This window comes from Aliivibrio sp. S3MY1, assembly GCF_028765575.1.
Classification (GTDB): Bacteria; Pseudomonadota; Gammaproteobacteria; order Enterobacterales; family Vibrionaceae; genus Aliivibrio.
This window is the reverse complement of the sequence record NZ_JARACO010000006.1, coordinates 41,713-59,722: the sequence shown is the minus strand read 5'-3', so window position 1 is coordinate 59,722 and position 18,010 is coordinate 41,713. Positions and strand designations below refer to the sequence as shown.

The following is an 18,010-nucleotide window of genomic DNA, read 5'->3' as shown; positions in this document are numbered from 1 at the left end:
TTTATGAAAAAAAAACGTTAAAACGATTATCTTTGCACCAGTATCGGGTATACTTCCGCCCCTAGAATTTTCAGGGAGCAGTAGTGAGCTTATGATGCAGCCTTGCCCTTTGTGTCAGCATTTACACGCTGATAAATTCCACCAAGATAAGCATAGACGCTATTATCGCTGTCAGCACTGCTATCTTATTTATGTGGATGAGGCAGATCGTTTCGATGCAAAAGCAGAAAAAGCGCACTATGATTGCCATAAAAATAATCTTGAAGATGAAGGATATCGAACCTTCTTATCTCGATTTTCTGAGCCGCTGCTGCAACGTGTTGGTGAGACACCGCAACAAGGACTAGATTTTGGATGTGGCCCTGGACCATTGCTTGCTCATATGATGAGAGAGGCCGGTCACCATATCGAACTCTATGATATTTATTACACACCAGATAAGTCCGTGTTCAATAAGCAGTATGACTTCGTCAGTTGTACAGAAGCTATTGAGCATTTTTATCAACCTCAAAACGAATTGGAATTGTTATTGAGCTTGATAAAACCTGGAGGTTGGTTAGGTATCATGACGAAACTAGCCAGGGACGAAAGCGCGTTTGCCACTTGGCATTACAAGAGTGATTTAACCCATGTCAGCTTCTTCAGCAGAGAGACGTTTGAGTTTGTAGCAAAGCGCTACCAGCTTGACCTAGAATTTGTTGGAGATGATGTCATCTTACTGAGGAAAACCCAGTAATGAGCCGCATTAAAAAAGCCCGTAGTCCGGGAATGGCGAGTGAGCCAGTAGTTGTAACACGTAACCGTACAGATCGTGACGTAGACAGTCGTGAAATCAAGCGTAAAAGAAAGCGTAAAGGCCTAAAAGCCGGTGCTCGTAATGCTGAAAGTAACGCAGAACAAAATCGCCGTTTCGCTCAGAAAAAAGATCCTCGTATTGGTAGTAAAAAACCAATTCAACTGGTTGTTGAAGAGAAGAAGAAAACAAGTAAGCAAGAGCGTCGTCTAACTAATGAGCAAGAGCTTGCGATGTTAGAAAATGATGCACAGCTAATGGTTCTTCTAGACCGTCTCGATAATGGTGAAAACCTAGGTACCGGTCTTCAGAAATACGTGGATGAGAAATTGGCACGTATCGAGCACTTAATGGGTCGTTTAGGCTTATTAGATGACGAAGAAACTGAATCAGAAGAAGAGATTGCTGAATTCCCAGAGTTTGCAGATCGTAAAGCGAAAAGCGATGACGATCTACTAGCGGAATTCGATAACTTCAATATGGACGATTTTAAGTAATTATGTCTACAGTAACCCTGTTAGCACTGTTTGGCGGTGCAATTATTCTTGCGCTAGCTGGTTATGCTGGCAGCTTACTGATGAAGTTAAAAAAGCAGAAGGAACTGCAAGAACAACACAGAAAATTGGCGATACAAAAACGTAACGCCAATATTTTTGAGAATGTGGTGCTGCTTTGTCAGGCTGGTATGCAAGAGCAATGTGATCACTCTGAGTTGGCGATTCGTTTGTACAGCATTATGGATTATCTACAAGAAGATGACCGTATTGATGTTGAACAAGATTACCCAGCCTTATCTGAGCTATTTCATGTAGTCAAAGACATGCCACGCGGTGATGCAAGGCAAGAACTCGCAAAAAAAGATCGAATGAAAGACAATTTAGTTCGAACTAAAGCGGAAGCTCGTCTGCAAGATACGATTAAAATTGAAATTCAACAATTGCATGATCGTATTAAGCCACTGAATCAAAAAATTGATATTAAAATGATCTGATCGACACTTCTATTTACCACTGCATTGAAGTCATCGGCTTTGTGAAGCAAATGCTTTATGATGCAGGAAGAGTGTCAATGTAGATATAAAGAGATGGAAGTTAGTCATGTCAAATCAACAAATAGTATGGGACCAAGAGATCATTGAGAAGTACAACTACTCAGGTCCACGTTATACCTCTTACCCAACCGCTTTAGAGTTTCACGAAGCTTATACTCCTGCTGAATTCGATATGGCGTGTACTCAGTACCCTGAGCGCCCACTGTCTCTTTATATTCATATTCCATTCTGTCACAAGCTATGCTACTTCTGTGGCTGCAATAAAGTGATCACTCGTCATCACCATAAAGCGGATATTTATTTAGATTCATTAGAACTAGAAATCCGTCAGCGTGCAGCACTGTTTACTGAACGCAAAGTAACGCAATTGCATTTTGGTGGAGGGACTCCAACCTTCCTAACTAAAGTCCAATTCACTCGCTTAATGACGTTATTACGTGGTGAGTTTAACTTTGAAGAAGGTGCAGAGATCAGCATTGAAGTTGACCCGCGTGAAATTGAACTGGATATGCTTGATCACCTACGTGATGAAGGCTTTAATCGACTAAGTATCGGTGTTCAAGATTTTAATAAAGAAGTTCAGCAACTGGTTAATCGCGATCAAGACGAAGACTTTATTATTTCTATGGTGCAGCGAGCAAAAGACTTAGGCTTTCGCTCAACCAATCTAGATTTAATTTACGGTTTACCAAAGCAATCTGCAGAATCTTTAGCATTAACGATCAAGCGTGTACTAGAAATGGAACCGGGTCGTTTGTCTGTATTTAATTACGCGCACATGCCAACTCTGTTTGCCGCTCAACGTAAGATTAAAGACGCAGATTTACCAGCACCCGCTGAGAAGTTAGTGATGCTGCAAGAAACCATCGAGAACTTAACGGGCGCAGGCTACCAGTTTATCGGTATGGATCACTTTGCACTGCCTGATGATGAGTTAGCCGTTGCACAGCGTGAAGGCATTCTTCACCGTAACTTCCAAGGTTACACCACTCAAGGAGAGTGTGACTTATTGGGGATGGGCGTATCAGCCATCTCAATGATTGGCGATAGCTACGCACAGAACAAAAAAGACTTAAAAGAATATTACGCTCAGGTTGACGAAAAACGTCACGCTCTGTGGCGTGGTGTTGCGCTTGACCAAGATGATTTAATTCGTCGTGAAGTGATTAAACAACTTATCTGTAATTTCACGCTAGATACCAAAGCGATTGAAGCGGAGTTTAATTTAGACTTTGATAAGTACTTCGCTGAGGACATTAAACTGCTGCAAACGTTTATTAACGATGAGTTAGTAACAATGCATGAAGGCCGTATTGATGTTGAACTGCGTGGTCGTTTATTGATCCGTAATATCTGTATGTGTTTTGATAAGTACTTACGAGATCGTGCACGTCAGCAGCAGTTTTCTAGAGTGATCTAAAAAGCGCTGTGATCTTTTTGAAAATTTGAAGCCGTAGGTGTTATGCACCTGCGGTTTTTTTTTGAGAGCGCAAGGTTTCAGGGCGCTTCGCTTGCAGATTTCAGGATTTGTTACTTTTTGTTTTTGTGCTGTGATTACAACGAGTACCTCTGAATCCTTTAAGGGAGCTTGCGACCGATCTGAACCCTGCTCTTACCTTTACGGCTTCACATTCCGACTGATCGGATTCTGCAACGAAATCAGCGTCTCAGTCGACTGCACTTCCTCAATCGCTTGCAACTTATCAATTAATACATGCTGTAGTTCTTGAATACTCTTACACATCAACTTTACAAAGATATTGTAAGCCCCTGTGGTGTAATAGGCTTCAACCACCTCCTCTAACGCATCTAATTTAGCCAGAGCAGAGTGGTAATCACGAGCGGCGTATAAATTAATCCCAATAAAACAGCAGACGTCATAGCCTAATGTTTTTGGGTTAACGATCACCTCTGTGCCTTCAATGATATTAGCTGCTTTCATTTTCTCGATGCGTACATGGATGGTTGCTGGGCTGACATCAAAGCGTTTGGCTAATTCAGCGTAAGGGGTGCGGGCATCATTCATCAGCGCTTGTAAAATATCGCGGTCGAGATCATCGATTTTGTTGGTTTGATTCATGAAGCGTCCTTATCATGGTGAGTATTTTTATTGTCCAATCTTTAAATTACCTCAAGATACTCAGGACAGCGAGCACTTTATCTAGTCGTTTTTATTAATATCTATTACCATAGGCGCTTGCTGTTCCTAATTGATTAAGCCGTTGGAGTGCCCTGTGCAAATAGCGTTATTGTGTGAAGACCCAAATCGTCAACCTGAGTTAGAGGCTATTGCCACTCGCTGGGGATTAACGCATGACCAAGATAATGTTTTTGCTTTGGTATTAACCACAGAGCAACTGGAGCTTCATAAGCGTGATGAACCTAAACTGGGCGCAATCTTTGTTGATTTGGTTTCAGGTGCTGTTGCTCATCGCCGTAAATTTGGTGGTGGTAAAGGACAATCTATTGCTAAAGCGGTTGGTTTAAACAAAGGGGCAACACCAGTTGTGCTTGATGGTACGGCAGGGCTTGGACGTGATGCGTTTGTATTAGCATCGTTAGGTTGTAACGTTCAAATGGTAGAGCGTCATCCAGTGGTTGCAGCCTTACTTGATGATGGCTTAGCGCGTGCCAAACAAGATACAGAAATCGGCACGTGGGTTTCAGAGCGTATGTCACTACTTCACGCTTCAAGTCATGATGCGTTAGAACAATTAATGGCGCAAGAAGGCTTTCAGCAGCCTGATGTGGTTTATCTCGACCCTATGTACCCACACCCAGAGAATAAAAAGAAAAGCGCATTAGTGAAAAAAGAGATGCGGGTTTTTCAATCTTTAGTCGGCGCAGATAACGATGCCGATGCATTGTTAGCACCGGCATTAATCATGGCAAAGAAACGTGTTGTGGTAAAACGTCCCGATTACGCAGAGTGGCTGGATAACCAAAAACCATCAATGGCGATTGAGACTAAAAAGAACCGCTTTGATGTGTATGTAAATGCGGCGATGTAATTCAATCGTCTTACGGTTTATTCATCTTTAAACGGCACCACAAGAACATCAATAGGGCTGGTATTGATCACTTGTCTGGTTGATGACAGCAATTTACTCCAGAAATCTTGATGATGGCCACATACAACAAGGTCGACATCAAGATTTTCAATCGCCTCACACAGCTCATTACTCAAATCACCACTGCTTACCAAGGTTTTATGTATTGGGTACTCGGCAAACTCCACTAAGTGCTTCATGGCTTCTTTTGAGGCTTCCATCGCCTGATGTTGTGTTTCTGCAAGATTGATATCAATTAAGCCAGTGTAGAGCTCAGCGTAGCTTACATCGATATGAATAAAAGAAACCTTAGCATCCAGAGCTTTTGCTAGCCCTGCGGCTTTAGTAACCAAAGATTTACTCTCTTCTGTTAAATCGACAGCGACAAGAATATGTTGGTAACTCATGATGTTTCTCCTATAAATTCAATATTGAATCTCTTTATAAAGATAGATTATCACCAGTAATTTTGTTTTTTTGTTGCCTAGCTCTCGTTCTTGTTGATGATTATTGAATAAGTATTTGATGAACGAGATATGATAGAATTGTTGTAATTTCTAATGATAATTGCTCATAAAGGAACATAAATATGTTAGCTAAAACGATGATTGATCATCTAAATGCACAAATTAACCTAGAATTTTTCTCATCTAATCTATACTTACAGATGAGTGCTTGGTGTGAAGATAAAGGTTTTGATGGCGCAGCATCATTTTTCAGAGCTCACGCAACCGAAGAGATGGAGCATATGCAGCGTTTATTTACTTATGTAAGTGAAACGGGTGCGATGCCAATTTTAGGTGCGATTGAAGCCCCACAATCAGAGTTTTCTGGTTTAGGTGATGTATTTCGTACCACGTTGGAGCATGAACAAATGATCACGCAAGAGATCAATAAATTGGCTCATGTGGCGTTTACTTCACAAGACTACTCAACGTTTAATTTCCTTCAGTGGTATGTGGCTGAACAGCACGAAGAAGAGAAATTGTTCAAAGGTATTTTAGATAAAATTGATCTAGTAGGTGAGGATGGTAAAGCATTGTTCTTTATCGATAAAGATTTAGCGGTATTAGCTAAATCGGGTTCTACATCTATTATGGATAGCACTGCTGGATAAGTATCAATCTTTGCAATGTAGTCGTCTACAGATAATGTAAGTAGATTAAAGGTCGTTACTTATTAAGCACATAGACAAGTATGTCGAGGTGATTATGATAAGTGGCGACCTTATATTATTAGCGTTATTTTCAGTAACGGGCATCAACATTGTTCGTTATTTAAGTACATTGAAAACCCTCCTTTTTGTGATGAAAGAAGCGCACCCTTTACTTTATCAACAAGTAGATGGTCGTGGATTCTTCACAACCCACGGCAACATTGGTAAGCAAACCAAACTGTTTCAATATTTATGGCAAGAAGAGTATCTGGATCATTACGACACACTCTTTGTCTTTAAATGCGAAAAAGCCCGTTATTTATTTATGCTCTCTAGTGCGTTATTACTCGTGAGTGTGGCGGTGTTTTTCTTAGTAATTAGTTTGGGCATCTAGCGCTGATAATAGTACACTCCCTGCCAATTGAATTTGGGTGAGAGTGACATGAAAAAAGTAGACGTAGTAGTTATCGGTGCAGGTGCTGCCGGATTAATGTGTGCAGCAGAAGCCGGTAAACGAGGCCGTAGTGTGTTAGTGGTTGATCATGCAAAGAAACCAGGACGAAAAATCCTGATCTCTGGTGGTGGTCGCTGTAATTTCACCAACTACGATGTTACTGCTCATAACTATGTGTGTAAAAACCCTCACTTTGTAAAGTCAGCATTATCTCAATATACCAATTGGGATTTCATTTCATTGATTTCCAAATATGGCATTGAGTTTGAAGAGCGAGATCATGGTCAACTGTTCTGTGTTGATTCAGCCAAAGAGATCGTCGATATGCTGCTTAAAGAATGTGAATTAGCAGGGGTTAATTACCGTTATCGTTGTGCGATCACAGATATTACCAAGCAAGAATCTGGTTTCTCTCTTAAATTAGATACAGACACGATTGAATGTGAATCCCTAGTTGTCGCAACGGGAGGCTTGTCTATGCCTAAATTAGGCGCGACGCCATTTGGCTACCAGCTAGCTGAGCAATTTGGCCTCTCTATGGTTCCAACATCCGCAGGTCTTGTGCCTTTCACCTTGCATAAAGAAGATAAAGAAGCGTTTTCTGAGCTTTCAGGTATTGCGATCCCAGTGGTTGTAGAGTCAGAAAGTGGTGATAACTTTAAAGAAAATTTATTGTTCACACATCGCGGTTTATCAGGTCCATCTATTCTACAAATTTCATCATATTGGAACGCAGGTCAAAAAGTAATGATAGATCTATTACCTAATGACGACTTATCTGAAGAATTAGATAAGATGCGTGAATGCCATCCAAATCAAAGTGTTAAGAATTCACTTGCGAAGTTTTTGCCTAAGAGGGTAGTAGAGACCTTATTAAATAATACAATTTTTCATGATCGGTCTCTAAAACAAGTCAACCATAAAGAGCAAGAACAATTATGCTCTTTGATTCACCAGTGGAAAGTATTACCGAATGGTACGGAAGGTTATCGTACGGCAGAGGTTACTTTAGGCGGCGTTAACACCGATGATCTCTCTTCTAAAACGATGGAATGCAAGAAAGTATCGGGTTTATATTTTGTCGGTGAAGTCATGGATGTTAGTGGTTGGCTAGGTGGATATAACTTCCAGTGGGCATGGTCAAGTGGCTATGTAGCAGGAATAAATGTGTAAATATTATAATTAATAAAGGCTAAATAGATAATGAAAACTCTTTCGTTAAGTGTACAGGATGTTGTTCAATTACAAGAAGAGTGTGATTCATTAATCGTTCAACCAAGCGCATCGTGTTTGATACAGATTTTCTCATCTCAATCAAAAGAGTGCGTTTGTCGTTACTATTCATTGCTAAAAAAACGGTTTCCAAATGCTGAGATCATTGGTCTCAGTGTTATTCATGCCAGTGTTAATTCTTCTATCTACACCCAATCTACAGTCATCTCCATTTCAACGTTTGAATCGACAGACATAACTTCTGCAGTAGTATGTCATTCAAAAAATGAAAAAGATATTGGTTATCAGTTGCTTAGAGAGCTTTCGGTGAACCAAACGTCAAAAAGTGTTATTGCGTTTGGTTGTGATGGTTCTGCCAGTCATTACCCTCTATTTGAAGCTTTTTCTGAATACTCTAATGTGGTTCCTATCTCTGGTGGCGTTGCCGCAGATGCAGGTAATGAACGGTGGGTTTTTCTAGATGGTAAGTTTTATCAGGATCATCTTGTTGCTATTGCCTTACATAGTGAAGTGCTGCAAGTATGGTATGAAGCCTTTGTTGAGTGGAACCCAGTTGGTAAACACTTTCGAATCACCTCATCTGAAGGGCGAATCGTTCAAAGTATCGATTACATTCCGGCTTATGAGTTTTATTGTAAATATTTAGCGGACAATAAAAAACTCTCATTGAGTCAGATCCAAGCTTTTCCTTTGATGATTGAAGAGGAGACGGCACGACTGATTAATACGGTGGAATCGATAACCGAAGAAGGGTATTTACAGTTTGCCTCTGAGGTTGCTATTGGTGATGAGGTTCGTTTTTCTTACAGTCATCCCTCGTTGACTCAAGAAAAAGTGAATCAAGGTGCAGTGGCATTAGCAGAGAAGCAGCCGGAATCTATTTTTATTTATAATTGTGAATCTCGGGTTGAGAATAGCTCTGAATCAACAGAACTTCACAGCTTTTCTGATATCGGTATATGCCAAGGTATGTATGGTATGGGAGAGTTTTTCCGTGCGAATAAACAACAAATTCTACATCATAGCTTAACGTTTTTGGCTCTAAGAGAATCAGGGGAGATCTTTGTTGAGCCTTCTATTTCGCATACACCAAGAACGCACAACTTAACGCCGTTATTCTCATTAATTAAAAACTCATTATGCGATCTCGATAAAATGACGTCTCAAATGGAGCAGAAGATCAGTGATCAGTCGATGAGATTAATCCAAACCTATCGTACAGATAGACGTACAGGATTACTTAATCGTACCGTGCTAAAAGAGCGCCTTTCACATATATCGGATACCGATCATTTATTGTCATTTAAGCTCACTAATTTAAGCCAAGTAAATGAAAAATACGGCTATCAGGTTGGAGATAAACTGCTTCAAGATATTAGTGTTTATATCGAGACTCATTTGAGTAGCAAGCTCTCTACTGAAGCTGAGTTATATAGTATTGGAATTGCAGAGTGGGGCATTGTTTTTAACAGCGAAAAGAGCAGTGAATATTTGTGTAAACATATCATCGATTTTATTGAAGATGTAGAGCACGAAAATTTTGAGCCTTGCGGGTTGAGTGATGTTGACTATCTGAGTGTCGCTCTCTCTGGTGGAATTATCAGTCGCCGAGATTTTACTCATATCGCAGTAGAAGATTTAATTTTAAAAACGGTTGAAGCTCGTCGAATTGCGATGCGTCGAAATCGTCATCTGTGTAATGCGCGTGATTTATTAAATGAGGAGCGCTTACGCCAAAGCCAACTTGATTGGTTAACTCGTGTTAATCGAGCTATTTCCCAGAAAGGTGTATTGGTATATGGCCAACCTATTTATGAAGCAAAGACTCATAAAATGGTTTCAACGGAATGTTTAATGCGTATTCGAGGAAATGGTCAGATTTTTTCCCCAGGACAATTTCTACCTGCGGTGGAAGGGACTCATCTTTATACTCGATTAAGCCGTGAAATGATCTCTCGCTCGTTTGAAATAATGCAGACGAATGATCTGAAATTCTCCATTAACCTTTCACCTCAAGATTTAATGAGTGATAGAACGCTTGATCTATTAGAGTCATCAATCTTACGTCTTGATAACCCATTTAGGGTAGGGTTTGAAGTGCTTGAAACAGAGCAGATCCAAGATTATGGGCATATGATTGAGATATGTAATCACTTTAGACGCCTTGGAGCACGCATTATTATTGATGATTTTGGCTCTGGTTACTCTAATATTGATGAGATCATGAAGTTAGAGCCTCAAGTCATTAAACTTGATGGTTCGATCATTAAAAATGTTCATCAAGACAGACGTCAACGCCTCATATCACAACAAATGGTACAGCTTTGCCATGCTCTTGATGCCAAAGTGGTTGCTGAGTTTGTACACAATCAAGAGGTATGCTCGATTGTAGAAGATATGGGCGTTGATTACCTACAAGGTTATTTCTTGGGGGAACCTAAAGCGCTAGAGCCATAAATATGGCCGCTACGTTCTGCCTGAAATACGGTTAAAAAGTGGTCATAATATTCTGAAAGAGCGTGGGCATTCCCCGGCTCTTTTGTCATCTCTAATACTTCAATTCCCGCTTCACAAGTACACAGATTTCCTTGGCTTTGATTCCGACGTAAATGATAGCGAGATGCTGCTGTCGGGATCAATTCGAGGCAAGTAAGTTCTTTTAACCAGGGACTTTTATTAACCATTTTCTTTGCTTCTTGCCATGTCGCATCCAACAAAATAAACAGCTGTTTTTTATTAGGATCCTTACGTTCAAGATATTTTGAACTAAGGGTTGGCGAATCACTTGGAAACAGTAACCATGTCTCAGTGTCTTCTTGATTTATGTGGTTAATGAGATCTTCTGGTGGAACTTTTCTTTGCCATAAATAGCTTTTGGCTTTAGGTAGGCTATTTAGTAATAATCTACCTGTGTTGGTTAATTTATCTAGTTCGTTTTCATGATAAAGCAAAGCAAACTCAATATGGGAATCTAAGTGTGGTTGGTGATCGCAAATACAGTTATGTACAAAGCCACACGTAGAGCATGAATTGGTGGTAACCATTATTATTGACCTTGTATCGTGTTGGTTGAATTTACGTTGTCGATTGAATAAAGGGTTAATCCAGATTGAATCGGGAAAATCACACCATTTACTCGCTCTTTGTCGGTAGATATTTGGGTACCATTTTTGGTAAATATCCGCTCTGAGATCATGTATTGGCGCTGATGACGACTCATCAGGACGTGAAGTTTGTTGTCCTTAGTTGCTTGCCATATACCAGTTTCAACCAATTGAGGTTCATCTGTATTGTAATCATAAGTGGTGACTGCTGAATGGTCAGGATTTAATGTTAAACCAATGGTTAATCCTGAACCTCCAATCGTGCTTGTCCCCTGATAGGCTTCTACCCAATTGAGTGTTGTATCTTTTGCGGCTAGTGTAGCGCAGCCTTGGTATTTCTTACCGTTAATAGCCACTTCTGAATGCCACCCATAAATGGACTCAACCATGCTGTCTTTGCAGATCCCTTTGCTCATGGTTAAAGAGAAGTCACGACTTTGATAAACACGTTTATTTATCTCAAGGATTTGTTCTGTAATGATCTGTTGTTGCTTTGGCTTTCCCATTTCAGAGAAGACGAGTTCACCGTTAACTACCTGTACACTCCAAAATGGTTCAGTACCAAAGGCCTTAGTCGGTTGAACATTTCTTTGGCAAGATGCCCCTTCGCCAGCCACGAGAGTATTTATTTGAGAGACAACAAATCGGGCAGGATAGTCATTGGCAAAACCGCCCTTTGGTGGCGCCTCAAAATGGCCGATTAATTCACCATACATAGGCTGATAAGGGGATGATTGGATATCTGTACCCGCTTGCCACTGCGCAGGAGATAGGTTTATCCAATATTGTAGATCGCTATGACAAGGCTGAATGCTTTGAGATTCATGGCCAATAATGACAGTGCCACGCAGCATGAAAGTATGCGGTGTTTTGATATCACTTAATTGATTAACTTCAGAAGGATCCCCTGATGTTTGTATTGATGATTGTTGGCTACATCCTGCGACAAATAATAAAGCGCCTAAAGCCAGTAGTGATCTTTTCATCCTATTTCTCTGCATGGTCAGTGTGAATACTAGTATGCCATAGGACAGTAAAAATGAGAGGGAATTCACCTTTGTCAGAGCTATTGGGTGTAATTTAGCGTAAAATAGTAGGGTTATTTAAATGAATAAAGAGAGCTAAGAGAAATATGAGTTGGACCCTTTCGCCTTCAGACGTATTTAGTGCATCACCTGTTGTCCCTGTTATGGTTATTGAACAGTTGGAAGATGCAGTGCCAATGGCTCAAGCATTAGCTGCTGGTGGGATTAATGTATTTGAAATAACGCTACGAACAGCGGTTGCTTTGGAGGCAATTACGGCGATTCGTAAAGCGATGCCAAAAGCATTAGTTGGTGCAGGCACCGTGATCAGTACCCAGCAGTATGATCAAGCGGTTGAAGCTGGAGCTCAATTTATTATTTCACCAGGATTTACACCAAGTTTATTAGCTCATGCAAAAACGGCGGATGTTCCATTAATTCCAGGTGTTGCAACACCATCAGAAGTTATTCGTGCGATTGAGCTTGGCTATGCACACTTAAAATTCTTCCCAGCAAGTGCGTTTGGTGGACCATCAGTATTAAAAGCAATGGCTGCGCCGTTACCACAAGTTCAGTTCTGTCCAACGGGCGGCATTAACCCACAGAATGTAAATGACTACACCGCATTGGATTGTGTGGCGACGGTAGGTGGTTCTTGGATGCTACCAAAAGAGGCCATTGCTGAAAAAGATTGGGCGAAAGTGACAAAACTTACGAAAGAAGCGGTTGAGTTGATTAAGTAAGAATTGAGAGACTAGAAGCGATACGCTGCGCTAACTAGAGACTAGACCGCTCTGCTCCTATAAGAGCAAAAGATAGGATTCAGGGTTCAGGCTTCAGGAAAATCAGAAGCAAGTACTCCTGAAACCTGTAAGCGTAGCGCCCTGAAACCTGCTTTAATTTAATTAGCGCTTAGCTGCCATATCACGCAACGCTTGTTTCTCTGCATCACTTAAGAAAGCCAGATCCAAACCATTAATTTGAATTTGGCGAAGTTGGTCCTGAGTTAAGCCAACTTTTGGTGCCGCCACTTCATATTCATACGGAAGCTCAATACCTTCAACCGCAGGATCATCCGTATTTAGACAAACTTTAATACCGTGAGCAAGGAAAGTTTTGATAGGGTGAGATGCGAACGAAGCAACGGTACTTGTTTGAATATTAGAGGTTAAACATGATTCAATACCAATGTTGTTTTTCGCTAAGAACTCCATCAGTTTAGGGTCTTCAACAGCCTTAACACCGTGACCAATACGTACCGCACCAAGCTCATTAATCGCTTGCCACATACTTTCTGCACCAGCAGCTTCACCTGCATGAACTGTCACTCGAAGACCGGCATCGCGAACTTGGTTAAAGTGGCTCACAAAGCGATCACCAGGTTGCCCTAGCTCATCACCCGCTAAATCAATTGCAACCAGCTTATTCTTTTGAGTTAGAAGGCCATCTAGTTCTTGCTGACAAGCATCTTGACCAAAAGTGCGGCTCATAATACCAATGAGGTTGGCTTTTACACCAAAATCTTTACAGCCTGCTTCAACGCCATCCACAACCGCTTCAACAACGCCTGCAATCGGTAAATTGTGCTTCATTGCCATGTAGTATGGAGAGAAACGTAATTCTGCGTAATCAATTTGTGCGTTCATTGCATCTTGTACGTTTTCATAAGCCACACGACGACAGGCGTCTAGATCACCAAGAACCGCCACACCCCAATCAAGTTTAGATAAAAAGGCAACAAGACTTGGCTCTGCTTCTACGATTTGGACGTGAGGACGCAATGATTCAAGATCATGAGCAGGTAATTTTAGCCCAAATTTTTGACCTAAATCTAAGATAGTTTCAATTCGAATGTTGCCATCAAGATGACGATGCAAATCCGTAAGAGGGAGTGTTTTAGTTATCATTATGAACTGTTCCTACAAAAAAGACGTGAATGCATATATATATATTAAGACTGAGTATAGAGAGACATTATTATGATGTCAGTAGCCGATTGGCTAAAAGCAGCGCAATTTGATGGATTGCGCTGTGATGTTAACTTATTCTGTTGGCCAGTCAGATAGTGGCAGTGGGCGACTATAAAGGAACCCTTGAACATGGTCGTAATTTAATCGGCTTAATAGATCTGCTTGTTCTTGAGTCTCAATTCCCTCAGCAACAAGAGTTATTTTAAAGCCTTTTGTCATATTATAAACTGCCGCCGCTATTGAGGAATCAAGATTATCTTCTGTGAGGTCTTTGATAAATGAGCGGTCTACTTTTAGTACGTCAAAAGGTAATTTATGAATGTACGCTAGTGAAGAATAGCCAGTACCAAAATCATCAATGGCAATTTGAATGCCTAAATCACGAATACGTTGCATCGTATCTGTGGTGTTCGTATCGTGATTAACGAGACGAGACTCTGTGATTTCTAACGTTAAGTTTTGTGGTGGCATCGCTGTTTTTTTCAGTATTAATTCCAGGCCTTCTAAGAAGTTGTCTTGCGTTAATTGACAGACAGATAGATTGACGTGCATATGGAAATCGTGTGGCCACAAGCCTTGATTAATGCGTTCTACGGTATCAAGACAGGCTTGAGTTAGGACCTGAGCACCAATAGGAATAATCATGCCATTGTCCTCTGCAAGAGGAATAAATTCTAACGGGGACACCATTCCTCTGCGTGGATTGAACCACCGAATAAGAGCTTCTGCACCAATTATATTCCCTGTTTTTACATCAATGATGGGTTGGTAAAATGGTACCATTTCATTGTTTTCAATCGCTGAGGCCAACTCGGCGGTAATCGTGGCTTTATGCAGTGAAGCTTCCGCCATTTCAGGAGAGTATAAAGAAATGTTAATGTTATTCTTTTTAGCCAGACCAAGTGCAATGCTGGCATTTCTAAGCCATAACGTCATAGAGTCATAATGTAAATTACCGTGTACTAAACCAATTGAGATCGAAATCAAGGTCGGGTTAGTGCTTATTTGAAATGGAGTCATAAAGCAGGAATGAACATCTAGAGCATACTGTTGCAGTTGGTTAATATCTTTAATATCAGCCAAGAAAAGCCCAAATTCATCCCCACCTACACGGCCAATCGCAATATTCTTGTTAGTAAAGCTGGCTTGTAAGCGTTCAGTGATACGTTTTAATAGCTGGTCGCCTTCTAAGATGCCCAAGCTGTCGTTAATATCTCGAAAGTTATTAATACCAATAAGGATGAGTCCCTGTTCATTATCTTGCTGTTTATCCAGCATAGTTCGGCTATGTTCAATGAGGCCTTGTCGGCTTAATACCTGAGTTAATGAATCAAACGTGATTTGTTGGCGCATGGCTTCAAACGAAGATTGCAACTTTTGAGTCATGTCATTAAAGGCATTCATTAGCATCGTGGTTTCATAGATGTTGCCTTTAGCTTCAACGTTATTATCCCAATTTCCATTGGCAATGTTACGAGCAGCATTGGCGGTAGTAAAAATAGGTTTTATGACTTGAGTGATTGAGTATACTCCGACAATTAGCCCCACTAACGCCAGTAAAATACCAAAGAAAAGCCCTTTACGTTGCTCTTGTTGTAATTGACCAAGTAAATCACTTTCTGAAATTGCAATGACGATATACCAATCAAGGCCATTATTGTCTCGATAAGGTGTAATTTGGCTGAAGTAGCGTTCGCCATTGTGAGGGAAATAGAACACTTCTGCTTTGTTACGATTCATTAGCTGATTTTCTTTAATGTATTCGGCACTTTTCTGAATCGCAATATCAGAGCTTTCAATTGCTAATAACCGAGATCCTACAGGACTACTTGGAGAGCCAAGAGAAATGATGCTGCCCATAGTCGAGTGAGCAATTAAGCGCTGCTCATTATCGATAAGGTAAATCGAGCCTTTTATCAGTTGAGCCTCTTTATTTAAAAAGGCATCAAATGCGTTTAACTTTACATCTGCGGCAAAGACGCCAATAAAATCATCATCATAAAAAACAGGATGCATAGTGGAAATTGTGATCTCTTTGCGTTCATCAGCATTGGTGTAAATTTTTGACCATGAAGGCGTTAAAGTGTCAGCCGCAGGGGTATACCAAGGCCTTTGACGAGGGTCATAATTATATACAGTGGTTCGAATATCATCAGAGATTTTATTACCACGATAGATAATGAGGTCATCTCCGGTGCGCTTATCTTGAAGCATAAGAGAGATCGCGCGATTACTTTCTTGACGAAAACCAACATACTCTCTTTGTTCACTACCAAAAGATAAAACATCCATCTGTTTTAAATCTTTATATAATCCTAAAAAACTGTGTTCTAAGTAGGATTGCATTTCTTTGGTATCGTTTGGTTGATATATTTGGTAGCGCTGAATTTGATCAACAATATTCTGAACGGCGATAAAAGGGTCTTTTAAGAAAATATTTAGATTAGTGTGCGTGTTTTGCGTATAAGAGGTAAGTATTTTACCGCTGACATCATCAACTAATTTCTCATAGCTATTATTTTGGGTATAGAAAACCACACTTAGTGTTAACAGCAATACGGTAATGAAAGGCAACATCACAGCGGATCTTAAAGAAAACTGCTTTTTGGTGGTTGTATTATTCATAAAGATCTTTTTATACAGTATCGTTCTGCTTAGCATTATAGCTGATTAATTGTTAGATTTTATACATTCTTCCTAACTAAGTGTTTAAAAGTGTTTAAAAGTGTTTAAAAGTATTTAAAAGTGTTATTCAATCTCTTTTAATTTTCGAGTTAAGGTGTTTCTTCCCCAACCAAGCAATTTTGCGGCTTCTTGTTTATGGCCGTGTGTATGATTAAGGGCCTTTTCTAATAATATACGCTCAACATTAGGAATGACTTTATTTAGGATGTCAGCTTCGCCTTGATGTAGTTGTTCTTCTACCCAACGACTTAATTGGGATTGCCAATCCGCGCTAGCAGTATTGCTGGTGTTGCTTGGTGAGTTAAATAACTCTTGAGGTAAATCAGAAACGAGAACGTCTTGGCTGCTTGCCATGACGGTCAACCAACGACAGGTGTTTTCTAACTGCCTTACATTGCCGGGCCAGGCACATTGGCTTAGCGCTTTACTTGCTTCATTGCTCAGTGTTTTACACTCTATCCCTAGCTCTTTAGAGGCCAAGTGTAAAAAATGCTCAGTTAATTTTTGAATGTCTTCTTGGCGCTCTCGAAGTGCTGGAATATGAACACGAATAACATTGAGGCGGTGAAATAAATCTTCACGAAACCCACCATCGGCGACCAATTTTTCCAAGTTTTGATGAGTTGCAGCGATGATCCGAACGTCGACTTGTACTGGGGAGTGCCCGCCAACACGATAAAACTGACCATCAGCCAATACTCTTAATAAGCGCGTTTGTATATCAAGGGGCATATCACCAATTTCATCTAAAAATAAGGTTCCGCCATTGGCTTGTTCAAAGCGACCTTTACGAATGGCACTTGCACCAGTAAATGCGCCTTTTTCGTGGCCAAATAATTCAGATTCAATCAGATCTTTTGGGATCGCCGCCATGTTTAAGGCAATGAACTCATTGCTAGCACGCGGGCTATGACGATGAAGAGCGTGGGCAACGAGTTCTTTACCTGTGCCTGATTCACCATTGATTAAGACTGAAATTGAAGAGCGAGAGAGGCGTCCAATGGCTCGAAATACTTCCTGCATTGCAGGAGCTTCCCCGATAATTTCTGGAACATGATGCTCTTTGGCTGGCTTGTTACTGTTTTGCTTTTTCTGCTCTTGACTGTGAGCAAGTGCGCGTTCAACCAAAGTAAGAGCTTCATCAATATCAAACGGTTTTGGTAAATACTCAAAAGCCCCTTTTTTATAAGCACTAACAGCTGCGTCTAAATCTGAATGGGCAGTCATGATAATAACGGGTAGGTCAGGGTAGTTTTCCTGAACATGATTAAGCAATGATAAGCCATCCATTCCCGGCATACGAATATCAGAAATAATCACATCTGGTACGTTTCGCTCTAGTGCTTGGAGTACACTTTCAGCATCGCCGAAGCTTTCACACATCATGTTGGTGCTGGTGAGTGTCTTTTCTAACACCCAGCGAATAGAGCTGTCATCATCGACAACCCAAATAAACCCTTTACTCATAATTTGTCTCCGTTATCCACTG

At 40.6% G+C, this 18,010-nt stretch carries 17 protein-coding genes; 10 read left to right on the top strand and 7 right to left on the bottom strand.

The window, feature by feature from the left end; all coding sequences use genetic code 11:
• The first annotated feature begins 94 nt into the window (after positions 1 to 94).
• From PVK62_RS05790 to hemN, 4 genes are all read left to right on the top strand, one after another.
• A complete protein-coding gene (locus PVK62_RS05790; protein ID WP_274443713.1) occupies positions 95 to 736 on the top strand; it encodes a class I SAM-dependent methyltransferase in 642 nt (213 codons plus the stop codon).
• Entirely contained in the window at positions 736 to 1,290 is a 555-nt protein-coding gene (yihI, locus tag PVK62_RS05785) for a Der GTPase-activating protein YihI (RefSeq protein ID WP_274443640.1), read from the top strand. The genes PVK62_RS05790 and yihI overlap by 1 nt, the downstream gene beginning before the upstream one ends.
• 2 nt (positions 1,291 to 1,292) lie before the next feature.
• Positions 1,293 to 1,784, top strand: coding sequence for a DUF2489 domain-containing protein (locus tag PVK62_RS05780; protein WP_274443639.1), 492 nt, complete (start codon positions 1,293 to 1,295; stop codon positions 1,782 to 1,784).
• A gap of 106 nt (positions 1,785 to 1,890) precedes the next feature.
• Positions 1,891 to 3,264 carry an oxygen-independent coproporphyrinogen III oxidase gene (hemN, locus tag PVK62_RS05775; RefSeq protein ID WP_274443638.1) on the top strand — a complete coding sequence of 458 codons (1,374 nt, stop codon included), beginning with the start codon at positions 1,891 to 1,893 and terminating at the stop codon, positions 3,262 to 3,264.
• A 198-nt stretch (positions 3,265 to 3,462) separates the two neighbouring features.
• Here hemN and asnC read toward each other — a convergent pair whose 3' ends face one another.
• Entirely contained in the window at positions 3,463 to 3,924 is a 462-nt protein-coding gene (asnC, locus tag PVK62_RS05770) for a transcriptional regulator AsnC (RefSeq protein WP_122033374.1), read from the bottom strand.
• A 154-nt stretch (positions 3,925 to 4,078) separates the two neighbouring features.
• Here asnC and PVK62_RS05765 point away from each other — a divergent pair, with 154 nt between their 5' ends.
• Positions 4,079 to 4,855, top strand: coding sequence for a class I SAM-dependent methyltransferase (locus PVK62_RS05765; RefSeq protein ID WP_274443637.1), 777 nt, complete (start codon positions 4,079 to 4,081; stop codon positions 4,853 to 4,855).
• A 17-nt stretch (positions 4,856 to 4,872) separates the two neighbouring features.
• Here the strand turns inward: PVK62_RS05765 and PVK62_RS05760 are convergent, their stop codons facing one another.
• Positions 4,873 to 5,301: a universal stress protein gene (locus PVK62_RS05760; protein WP_274443636.1), complete on the bottom strand. Its 429-nt coding sequence runs from the start codon at positions 5,299 to 5,301 to the stop codon at positions 4,873 to 4,875.
• Between the two features lie 182 nt (positions 5,302 to 5,483).
• Here PVK62_RS05760 and ftnA point away from each other — a divergent pair, with 182 nt between their 5' ends.
• The 4 genes from ftnA (at position 5,484) to PVK62_RS05740 (ending at position 10,194) form a co-directional block, all read left to right on the top strand.
• Complete coding sequence (gene ftnA / locus PVK62_RS05755; RefSeq protein WP_274443635.1) at positions 5,484 to 6,011, top strand: non-heme ferritin; 528 nt, start codon at positions 5,484 to 5,486, stop codon at positions 6,009 to 6,011.
• 94 nt (positions 6,012 to 6,105) lie between these two features.
• Complete coding sequence (gene uspB, locus PVK62_RS05750; RefSeq protein WP_274443634.1) at positions 6,106 to 6,444, top strand: universal stress protein UspB; 339 nt, start codon at positions 6,106 to 6,108, stop codon at positions 6,442 to 6,444.
• A 48-nt stretch (positions 6,445 to 6,492) separates the two neighbouring features.
• Positions 6,493 to 7,677, top strand: a complete 1,185-nt coding sequence (locus PVK62_RS05745) for an NAD(P)/FAD-dependent oxidoreductase (protein WP_274443633.1) — start codon at positions 6,493 to 6,495, stop codon at positions 7,675 to 7,677.
• Between the two features lie 30 nt (positions 7,678 to 7,707).
• Positions 7,708 to 10,194, top strand: a complete 2,487-nt coding sequence (locus tag PVK62_RS05740) for a bifunctional diguanylate cyclase/phosphodiesterase (protein ID WP_274443632.1) — start codon at positions 7,708 to 7,710, stop codon at positions 10,192 to 10,194.
• Here PVK62_RS05740 and PVK62_RS05735 read toward each other — a convergent pair.
• Together PVK62_RS05735 and PVK62_RS05730 are read right to left on the bottom strand one after the other, a co-directional pair.
• Positions 10,158 to 10,781: a tRNA-uridine aminocarboxypropyltransferase gene (locus PVK62_RS05735; RefSeq protein ID WP_274443631.1), complete on the bottom strand. Its 624-nt coding sequence runs from the start codon at positions 10,779 to 10,781 to the stop codon at positions 10,158 to 10,160. The genes PVK62_RS05740 and PVK62_RS05735 overlap by 37 nt on opposite strands.
• Positions 10,782 to 10,783: 2 nt before the next feature.
• Positions 10,784 to 11,827 (bottom strand): COG3650 family protein, encoded by a 1,044-nt coding sequence (locus PVK62_RS05730; RefSeq protein WP_274443630.1) that lies wholly within the window; start codon positions 11,825 to 11,827, stop codon positions 10,784 to 10,786.
• 146 nt (positions 11,828 to 11,973) lie between these two features.
• Here PVK62_RS05730 and PVK62_RS05725 point away from each other — a divergent pair, with 146 nt between their 5' ends.
• Complete coding sequence (locus PVK62_RS05725; protein ID WP_274443629.1) at positions 11,974 to 12,609, top strand: bifunctional 4-hydroxy-2-oxoglutarate aldolase/2-dehydro-3-deoxy-phosphogluconate aldolase; 636 nt, start codon at positions 11,974 to 11,976, stop codon at positions 12,607 to 12,609.
• 162 nt (positions 12,610 to 12,771) lie between these two features.
• Here the strand turns inward: PVK62_RS05725 and add are convergent, their stop codons facing one another.
• The 3 genes from add to glnG form a co-directional block, all read right to left on the bottom strand.
• The gene (gene add, locus PVK62_RS05720) at positions 12,772 to 13,773 is read right to left on the bottom strand and encodes an adenosine deaminase (RefSeq protein WP_274443627.1); all 1,002 of its coding nucleotides are present in this window, start codon (positions 13,771 to 13,773) and stop codon (positions 12,772 to 12,774) included.
• Positions 13,774 to 13,908: 135 nt separating this feature from the next.
• Positions 13,909 to 16,461 (bottom strand): bifunctional diguanylate cyclase/phosphodiesterase, encoded by a 2,553-nt coding sequence (locus tag PVK62_RS05715; RefSeq protein ID WP_274443626.1) that lies wholly within the window; start codon positions 16,459 to 16,461, stop codon positions 13,909 to 13,911.
• A 123-nt stretch (positions 16,462 to 16,584) separates the two neighbouring features.
• Complete coding sequence (glnG, locus tag PVK62_RS05710; RefSeq protein WP_274443624.1) at positions 16,585 to 17,988, bottom strand: nitrogen regulation protein NR(I); 1,404 nt, start codon at positions 17,986 to 17,988, stop codon at positions 16,585 to 16,587.
• Between the last annotated feature and the right edge of the window lie 22 nt (positions 17,989 to 18,010).

Bases quoted from the DNA above. Each gene is read 5' to 3' on its own strand.
- PVK62_RS05735 (WP_274443631.1), bottom strand. From the start codon at position 10,781: ATGGTTACCACCAATTCATGCTCTACGTGTGGCTTTGTACATAACTGT.
- asnC (WP_122033374.1), bottom strand. From the start codon at position 3,924: ATGAATCAAACCAACAAAATCGATGATCTCGACCGCGATATTTTACAA.
- PVK62_RS05780 (WP_274443639.1), top strand. From the start codon at position 1,293: ATGTCTACAGTAACCCTGTTAGCACTGTTTGGCGGTGCAATTATTCTT.
- PVK62_RS05760 (WP_274443636.1), bottom strand. From the start codon at position 5,301: ATGAGTTACCAACATATTCTTGTCGCTGTCGATTTAACAGAAGAGAGT.
- glnG (WP_274443624.1), bottom strand. From the start codon at position 17,988: ATGAGTAAAGGGTTTATTTGGGTTGTCGATGATGACAGCTCTATTCGC.
- PVK62_RS05715 (WP_274443626.1), bottom strand. From the start codon at position 16,461: ATGAATAATACAACCACCAAAAAGCAGTTTTCTTTAAGATCCGCTGTG.
- PVK62_RS05745 (WP_274443633.1), top strand. From the start codon at position 6,493: ATGAAAAAAGTAGACGTAGTAGTTATCGGTGCAGGTGCTGCCGGATTA.
- PVK62_RS05740 (WP_274443632.1), top strand. From the start codon at position 7,708: ATGAAAACTCTTTCGTTAAGTGTACAGGATGTTGTTCAATTACAAGAA.
- ftnA (WP_274443635.1), top strand. From the start codon at position 5,484: ATGTTAGCTAAAACGATGATTGATCATCTAAATGCACAAATTAACCTA.
- add (WP_274443627.1), bottom strand. From the start codon at position 13,773: ATGATAACTAAAACACTCCCTCTTACGGATTTGCATCGTCATCTTGAT.
- yihI (WP_274443640.1), top strand. From the start codon at position 736: ATGAGCCGCATTAAAAAAGCCCGTAGTCCGGGAATGGCGAGTGAGCCA.
- PVK62_RS05790 (WP_274443713.1), top strand. From the start codon at position 95: ATGCAGCCTTGCCCTTTGTGTCAGCATTTACACGCTGATAAATTCCAC.
- PVK62_RS05725 (WP_274443629.1), top strand. From the start codon at position 11,974: ATGAGTTGGACCCTTTCGCCTTCAGACGTATTTAGTGCATCACCTGTT.
- hemN (WP_274443638.1), top strand. From the start codon at position 1,891: ATGTCAAATCAACAAATAGTATGGGACCAAGAGATCATTGAGAAGTAC.
- PVK62_RS05730 (WP_274443630.1), bottom strand. From the start codon at position 11,827: ATGAAAAGATCACTACTGGCTTTAGGCGCTTTATTATTTGTCGCAGGA.
- uspB (WP_274443634.1), top strand. From the start codon at position 6,106: ATGATAAGTGGCGACCTTATATTATTAGCGTTATTTTCAGTAACGGGC.